The sequence below is a fragment of the Kocuria subflava genome, from assembly GCF_012163155.1.
GTDB classification, from domain to species: domain Bacteria; phylum Actinomycetota; class Actinomycetes; order Actinomycetales; family Micrococcaceae; genus Kocuria; species Kocuria subflava.
Genome location: NZ_JAAVUN010000178.1, coordinates 1 through 588, shown reverse-complemented (window position 1 = coordinate 588; position 588 = coordinate 1). Strand labels below are relative to the sequence as shown.

1 pseudogene is annotated in these 588 nt (G+C 64.8%); it reads right to left on the bottom strand.

Features of this window, described 5'->3' with window-relative positions:
• Nucleotides 1-282: pseudogene (locus tag GTW58_RS13630) on the bottom strand (preprotein translocase subunit SecY); the annotation flags it as partial.
• Nucleotides 283-588 lie beyond the last annotated feature (306 nt).

Here is a 588-nt window from a genome sequence, read left to right as displayed (position 1 = left end):
CACGCGCAGCAACTGCACGATGATGCTGGCCGTGATGTACGGCAGCACGCCCAGGGCGAAGACCGAGACCTGTAGGAGGGCGCCACCGCTGAACAGGTTGACCAGGTCGTAGACCCCGCCCGAGGTGTTCCCCAATGCCAGACACTGCTGGACGTTGCCGTAGTCCACGCCGGGGGCTGGAACGAAGGTACCCAGTCGGTAGATCACGATCATCCCGATGGTGAACAGAATCTTGGTCCGCAGCTCGGGGGTCGTGAACGCCCGACCGAAAGCGCTGAGCACAGATCTCTCCTAGGGTCTTGGTCTCGACCGTGGGCCGGCCGGTCATGTTGCCGGCCCCGCGTGTTGAGCGTGGGATTCGGACGGGGCTGATGAGCCCCAACCCTCCCCTGGGCGACCCGCCGGGCCGCGCGCTGCTCGAGCGGGCGTCGGTGCAATGCGTGCAGTAGGCCGTCTTGGCCCCCGCAAGTCTAACGAAACGGTCAAGGATCGCAGCATCTACGCGGGGAGGGAAGTCTCACACGGGGTTTCCGCCGGCGAATGGGCAGTTTGATCGCTGCTGAAGGTGCCAGGAGCGATCAAACTGCA